Here is a 6,534-nt window from a genome sequence, read left to right as displayed (position 1 = left end):
ATAGTGCACGTACGGTTTGATAAGGGACTAGCCTAGTGATAGGTTAGTCTACTTTCTTGGAGGTGAACAGTCATGAAAGATATATATAATAAAGCAATGGCTATATATGATGACTATCGTTATTATGTACCAAGCTTCTCTAGCGCCGCCTTATCATTTTATCTTATCATCCTGCTGATCCCTTCTATGACTATTATTGCAGTTGTAACATCTTCTTTGCATATAAGTGTAGATATTCTAGAGATGGGTATTAAAGAGTTTATACAGCCAGCTTATGCAGAGATGTTGATTGATACATTAAAGGGCAGTTCTTTAAATACAGTCTCTATATTAGTGTTTATTTGGTCTTTTTATGCTGTATCTAGAGGTGTAGGAAATATCTATGATATTTCTAAGAAGATGTTTGCGATAGAAGAAAGAACTGAATCAGTGATTGCCTGGTATATCTATGTCTTTAAGGTGACAATGTTGTTACTTGGTACATTATTGATTTCTATTGTATTACTTGCAACAGGACCTATATCTAAAGCATTTCATTTTTTATATGGCATTGCATTTATGCGCTTTGTCCTATTATTTCTTATTATGGTCCTATTTTTTATGGCTATCTATATGATAGTCCCAAGAGAACGTATCACATATCATGAAGCCCTTCAGGGAGCCTTTATAACTTCTGGTGGGATAGTGATTTTATATATTGCATTAAACTATTATTTTAAATATGCAGATTTTACATCTTTATATGGACCACTTACCTCAATCTGTGTTATCTTATTTGTATTTGATTGGGCAAGTGAGATTTTCTATGTAGGAATGTATTTAACTCATATTGCATACTTGAGGAGGAACAACGCAAAATGGCAAGAGAAGATTTTGGAAAGAGTAAACCAAGAAGAAAAAGCTTTAACAACGACAGAAAACCTAGAAAGGATAGCCGTAAAGGGTTCAACAAGGGGTCTGATAAAGGCTATAAGAAAGAAAATAGAGGGCCAAGAAAAGACTTTGACAGAAAGCCAAGAAGAGATTTTGACAGAAAACCAAGAGAAGACTTCGATAAGAAACCAGCAAGAGAATTTGATTCAAAACCAAGAAGAATTTCATCAAAACCAAGAAAAGAAAGAGAAGAAATAAATATCAAGAAGCTTGGTATTAATGGTGAAGGTATTGGTTATATTAAGAAGAAAGTTATCTTCGTACAGAATGCTTTACCATTAGAAATGGTTGAAGTAGAAATTGATAAGAAGACACAGACTTATATGTTAGGTCATGTGACTGCATATAAGAAGCCTTCATCAGCAAGAAAGGATCCTGAATGTGATCAGTACAATCAGTGTATGGGATGTGCTTTAAAGCATATGAATTATGCTGATCAGTTAGTTCATAAACGTGAATTATTAAAAGAAACACTTCACAAATATACAGATCTATCTGTAAAAGACTTGGATATCAAGCCTGTTGTAGGAATGAAAGAGCCAGAACATTATCGTCATATCGTTGCTTTCCCAATTACTTACTTCAGTGGAAAGTTATGTGTGGGCGTTTACCAGCGTGAAACAAAGTTCCTTACTTTAATGGATCATTGTCCTCTTCAGACAAAGAAGATCAATTCTTTACTAGTAAAGATCGAAGATATTCTTAATGCAAATAACTGTCGTGATTATAATGATAAGTTCAAGAAGGGCTTAAGATTCTTAATTGTTAGACAGATTGGTGAAGAAATGCAGGTGGCTTTCGTTACTGGACAGGATGGAATCAGTCAGACTGTGACTAAAGAAATCGCTGCATTGGATGAAGTGACTGCATTATATTATACAGTAAATACATCTCGTTATCAGGATTTCTATGAACAGGGATTCAAGAGAATTTATGGTCAGACACATGCACAGTATAAGGATTTCAAGATTTCAGTACGTTCTGATATGATCCTTAACCCAGAAATGGATGATGAAAAGACAAGACAGATTGCTTCTTTATTAGATAAGAAGGAAGAAGTATTGTCTATGGGTTGTGGTTCAGGAATTATGGAATTACAGCTTGAAAACAAAGTTGTCGCAATTGATGACAATAAGGTAAGTATCCATGATGCCACTGAAAACGCAAAGAGATTAGAATTAGACAACAAGTTATTTGTTGCAGGTCATGTCAATGATCAGGCAGCACATCATTTAAAGAATCATAGATATGATGCATTAATCATCAATGAAACTGTTGATGGTATGACTGAAGATTTATTGAAGTCTATTACTTTATCAGGTATTAAACATTTAATTATTGTATCTGATAACATGAGTACTCTCGCTAAAACATTACATCAATTAGAAGAAATGTATGATGTGAATACTATTATCTCACTAGATAAAGAACCACATACACCTCGCTTAGAAATTATTGTAGATTTAAAGCGTAAGTAATATGGAAATTGTATTAAGTATTATTTGTATTGTACTATTGGTTGTTGTTATTTATCTTCTCTATACAACACAGATGAAACTTCATGAGAAGATGGCTGAAACACAGGCAAATAGTTCATCTCTTGATAGACAATATAATTCTATTATTACGATGTTAAATGATGCGAGTACATCACTAGGTCAATCTGATACAAAAATAAATCAGATGATCAATGATATGCATGATATTAATGTAATTATGACCAATACAAAAAAGAGAGGGACTTTTGGTGAGTATCAGCTCTACCATATCCTATCTCTTTATTGTGGTGATAATTCACATATCTTTGAATCACAATATCATTTAAGTAATGGAAAAATAGGGGATGCAGCTTTACATTTACCAGGTAATACTAAAGTACTCATTATTGATTCTAAGTTTCCTATGGAAAACTATTTAAAGATAGTAGATAATCCTAAGGATGTTGTTTATCACAATGAATTCAAGAAGAATGTAAAGAAGCATATAGATGATATTTCTAGTAAATATATTACCGAGGAAACATTGGAAGAGGCGGTAATGTTTATTCCTAGTGAAGCCATCTATCTCTATTTATGTGATGAATGTGCTGATTTATATGATTATGCACATAATAAGAAGGTCTTAATGACATCTCCTTCTACACTTATGGGGGTTGTCTTTACGCTTATTAATATTACTAAAGACTTTAATCGTTCTGAGAATATTAAAGAAATAGAACAGCGTATTATTAAACTTAAAGAAGATACGAATCGTTTAGATGAACGTTATGACAGAGTCATGAAGAACTTAGGTTCTCTTGAAAAGAGTCTGAAGGAACTAGAGATATCTAAAAATAAGATCAGTAAAACAATCAATCAAGCCTATGATGGTGCTATAGAAGAGGAGTAATCCTCTTCTATTTTTTTACGTAAAAAGGAGGGGAAAACCCCTCCAGTCTAATTTACAGAATCACTTTTATTCATGCTTTCAAGATATGTAAATATATCTTTCGCATTATCACTATAATCACAACTTAGAACAGCCAATGACATCAATAAGAATAGATCACTATAATTACTTAATTCTAAGTCTATACCAATCGCATTCTCATCTCTTACTCCCACTAATTCCTGCTGCTCATGCGCAAAACCATGATCCACTGCCTTAGAAACAAGCAGTTCGTAGTTTCCTTCATAATAACTGGAAACAAAATCATTAAAATCCTTACCGACAATCTCTATTACATTTTCAATTGTCTCATCAGATTCTTCTGCAAGTGTATTGATAAACTGTTCTAACATCACAACAACATACTCAATTACACTATCCGCATTTGCAGTCTCTTCGTTATATATGACATACATGCCTTTGTCATCATAGTAAGATGTAAATAAATGTTTCATTAATCTTCTTTACCTAATGTTGCAACCATAACAGCTTTAATTGTATGAAGTCTATTTTCTGCTTCATCAAATACAACAGAGTTTTTGCTTCTGAATACTTCATCATCCACTTCACGAACATCTAATCCCTGTTCATGTTTTACTCTGGCTGTTTCTGTTTCGAAATCATGGTAAGATGGTAGACAATGCATAAATAATGTATTGTCATTATGTGTCTTACTCATTAATTCTTTGGTTACTTTAAATGGACTTAATAATTCCACTCTTGGCTTATACAATGATTCATCTTCACCCATTGAAACCCAGATATCACTATAGATAACATCAGCACCATCAACTGCATCTGTATCATCAGTAATAGTCAAACTTCCGCCAGACTTTTTACATTCTTCCTGACAATAAGCCACAACTTCTGGATCCATTTCTAATGATTTAGGACCTAAACATACAAAATGCATTCCCACCTTACATGCACCATACATTAATCCATAACATACATTATTTCTAATATCACCAGTAAAGACAAACTTAATTTCATTTAAAGGCTTATCAAGATGTTCCTGAATAGTAAGGAAATCAGCTAAAGTCTGAGTAGGGTGGTCAACATCTGTTAAACCATTCCATACAGGTACTCCTGAATACTTAGCTAATGCTTCAACATTTTCCTGCTTAAATCCTCTAAATTCAATCCCATCAAACATTCTACCTAGTACTTTCGCTGTATCTTCAATTGACTCCTTCTTTCCCATCTGTGACTGAGTCAAGAAACTAGCATGTCCTCCTTCATCAAGAACACCTACTTCAAAAGCACATCTTGTACGTGTAGATGTCTTTTCGAATAATAAGGCAATATTCTTACCTTCAAGTGAATGACCAATCTTTCCTGCTTTCTTCTTAGCCTTTAGCTTTTTAGCTAAGTCTAGAAGATAATAGATTTCTTCTTTAGTATAATCCTTAAGTGTTAAAAAACTTCTCCCGTGTAAATCCATAATTATACTTCCTTTCTACTTATATTTCTTTACCTACTACTTTACCAATTTCTCGTAATTCTTCAATAAGTTTTGTATATTTTTTAGGCTTTAATGACTGAGCCCCATCACATAATGCATGTTCTGGATCATTATGTACTTCAATAAGTAATCCATCACATCCTGCTGCCACACTTGCCTTAGCCATTGGTTCTACTAACCACCATTTACCACCAGCATGTGATGGGTCAATGATTACAGGTAGATGAGTCATTTTTCTAAGTACTGGAATAGCCTGTAAGTCTAGAGTGTTTCTTGTATATGTTTCGAATGTTCTTACACCTCTTTCACATAGGATGACATTCTCATTACCACTTGCCATGATATATTCTGCACTCATGATCCATTCCTGATATGTTGCACTTAAGCCTCTCTTTAATAGGATAGGTTTCTTAACTCTTGCACCTACTTCCTTAAGTAAAGTGAAGTTCTGCATGTTTCTTGCACCAATCTGAACTAAGTCTACCTTTTCATTGAATTCATCAATATCATCAGCACTCATAAGTTCTGATACGATTGGTAAACCTGTTTCCTTCTTAGCAGCTACTAAGTAATCTAGACCAGTAGAACCTAATCCCTGGAATGCATATGGAGATGTTCTAGGCTTGAATGCACCACCTCTAAGCATATTAGCACCAGCTGCTTTTACTTCCTTGGCAATCTCAATAACCTGTTCTTCTGATTCTACAGAACAAGGACCAGCAATAAGAGCCATATGGCCTCCACCTACTTTTACACCATCTACATCCACAATAGTATCTTCAGGATGGAATGCTCTGTTAGCAAGCTTATAAGGCTGTTCAACTCTCATTACCTTTTCTACATTAGGTGAAACTTCAATATCTCTAGGATCTACTTTAGTCGTATCACCAATTACACCAATAATAGTAGTTTCATGACCAGTAGAAACATGTGGTTCTAAACCATAGCTTTCAATCTTGTCAGTTACTTTCTTAATATCGTTTTCATCACATTTTGGTTTTAATACAATAATCATAATTTTTTCCTCCAGGTATATAAAAAGTCCCTCTCGATTATAAGGACGAGAGGGACTTCGCGTTACCACCTTATTTTATCCATATATCACTATATAGACCTCTGTGAGTACTATCATACTCTGACGATATAACGGTCGTACCCGTGGATACTTACTTCATTTCAATATCCCGACTCCTTGATGTATTTCATTCACATGGATCATTCCCTCTCAGCACTAGGAACTCTCTGTAAATCCAAAAACTGAATGTTCTTTTCAATTCGCTGTCTTTTTTGTATATGAATCTAATATAAGAGCCTTAAAACCAAATGTCAATGATTTTTATAAAGTAAGCGAATACATTTAGAAAAAATAAAAATATTTCTTTTTATGCTACTTATATGAGTGAAAATTTATTCAAATAGTATATGTGTTAGAAAAAATTATGAGAAGCACATCAAAATAAACCATTTTTTTCTTGAAAACATCCCTTATGCATACTATAATAATAACGTTGTCAATGCCCTTGTGATGAAATTGGTAGACATAGCAGACTCAAAATCTGCCGGCTTCAAACCCGTACCGGTTCGAGTCCGGTCAAGGGCACCAACTGTTAATGATTAAGCTGGGATAAATTCTCAGCTTTTTTTTGTGTCTAAAAAAATTGGATAATAGAAATCAAGTAAAAATTCAAAAAAATAATCAGTAATTTTTC

The 6,534-nt window shown here is 33.7% G+C and carries 6 protein-coding genes, 1 tRNA gene and 1 other annotated feature; of the genes, 4 read left to right on the top strand and 3 right to left on the bottom strand.

Features of this window, described 5'->3' with window-relative positions:
* Positions 1–72 precede the first annotated feature (72 nt).
* Genes DW269_RS11945 through DW269_RS11935 form a run of 3 tightly spaced genes read left to right on the top strand, consistent with a single transcriptional unit; the run spans position 73 to position 3,321 of the window.
* Complete coding sequence (locus DW269_RS11945; RefSeq protein ID WP_233502518.1) at positions 73–1,131, top strand: YihY/virulence factor BrkB family protein; 1,059 nt, start codon at positions 73–75, stop codon at positions 1,129–1,131.
* Positions 1,095–2,411 (top strand): 23S rRNA (uracil(1939)-C(5))-methyltransferase RlmD, encoded by a 1,317-nt coding sequence (gene rlmD, locus DW269_RS11940; RefSeq protein WP_233502520.1) that lies wholly within the window; start codon positions 1,095–1,097, stop codon positions 2,409–2,411. Before DW269_RS11945 ends, rlmD begins: the two co-directional genes overlap by 37 nt.
* A 1-nt stretch (position 2,412) precedes the next feature.
* Positions 2,413–3,321: a DNA recombination protein RmuC gene (locus tag DW269_RS11935; protein WP_117460190.1), complete on the top strand. Its 909-nt coding sequence runs from the start codon at positions 2,413–2,415 to the stop codon at positions 3,319–3,321.
* A gap of 47 nt (positions 3,322–3,368) precedes the next feature.
* Here the strand turns inward: DW269_RS11935 and DW269_RS11930 are convergent, their stop codons facing one another.
* The 3 genes from DW269_RS11930 to aroF are packed head-to-tail and all read right to left on the bottom strand — an operon-like array spanning position 3,369 to position 5,840.
* Positions 3,369–3,815, bottom strand: a complete 447-nt coding sequence (locus DW269_RS11930) for a hypothetical protein (protein WP_117460188.1) — start codon at positions 3,813–3,815, stop codon at positions 3,369–3,371.
* A complete protein-coding gene (gene argF / locus DW269_RS11925) occupies positions 3,815–4,804 on the bottom strand; it encodes an ornithine carbamoyltransferase (RefSeq protein ID WP_117460186.1) in 990 nt (329 codons plus the stop codon). Before argF ends, DW269_RS11930 begins: the two co-directional genes overlap by 1 nt.
* A 19-nt stretch (positions 4,805–4,823) precedes the next feature.
* Positions 4,824–5,840, bottom strand: coding sequence for a 3-deoxy-7-phosphoheptulonate synthase (aroF, locus tag DW269_RS11920; protein WP_117460183.1), 1,017 nt, complete (start codon positions 5,838–5,840; stop codon positions 4,824–4,826).
* 38 nt (positions 5,841–5,878) lie between these two features.
* Positions 5,879–6,113 (bottom strand) — a binding site (T-box leader).
* A gap of 228 nt (positions 6,114–6,341) precedes the next feature.
* Between aroF and DW269_RS11915 the strand changes: the two genes are divergently transcribed.
* Positions 6,342–6,428 (top strand) — tRNA-Leu (locus tag DW269_RS11915).
* The last annotated feature ends 106 nt before the right edge of the window (positions 6,429–6,534 follow it).

The sequence above is a fragment of the Catenibacterium sp. AM22-6LB genome, from assembly GCF_003435615.1.
In the GTDB taxonomy this organism is placed as follows: domain Bacteria; phylum Bacillota_I; class Bacilli_A; order Erysipelotrichales; family Coprobacillaceae; genus Catenibacterium; species Catenibacterium mitsuoka_A.
This window is presented reverse-complemented; position numbering and strand designations above follow the sequence as displayed.